The organism is Gilvimarinus sp. 1_MG-2023, assembly GCF_030548285.1.
In genome coordinates this window covers 1-487 of sequence record NZ_JAUOSC010000109.1, presented here as the reverse complement: position 1 = coordinate 487, position 487 = coordinate 1, and the positions used below count along the sequence as shown (strand labels likewise).

The window sequence follows — 487 nt, the reverse complement described above, 5'->3', positions numbered from 1 at the left end:
GTCTTCGTCGCAGCGCAGGTAAAGCCTAAAGCTCGAAATCAGCCGGATTCAGGCCCAGCTCCGAACAAATCAAACGACAAGCGGCTTTTTCCTGATCATCAAAACTGCCATCCGATGCACCAATGGCACAGGCAACCCGCACCAGCAAACGTGCGGCACCATCGTCTTTCTTGATTTTGTTGATCGTTTTCAACGCTTCCGCCTGACCAATCTGATAGTCAAACTCAAACTTGCCACAAGCGTCGTTAAACACGTTGATAACGTCATTGAGATTGAAGGCCTTGAGCTCTGGCGAGTTGTTGATAAACCCGGTCATTTTCATTTTTTCAGCGGAAGAAATATCACCATCCGCGGCGGCAATCATGGCGCAGGCAGTGGCGGTTGCTTCCATAAAGTCCTTGTTCTTGAACTTCGAAACTTCGGTCGTCAGCTTGTCCCGTGCCATCGACACATTTGTTTTCAGCCATCCCAACATGTTGTATTCCTC

1 protein-coding gene is annotated in these 487 nt (G+C 49.1%); it reads right to left on the bottom strand.

The genetic code is table 11. From position 1 onward, the window contains the following. Nucleotides 1-25 precede the first annotated feature (25 nt). The coding region (locus tag Q4563_RS15925) for a tellurite resistance TerB family protein (protein ID WP_303605164.1) at nt 26-487 on the bottom strand (462 nt) is incomplete at its 5' end.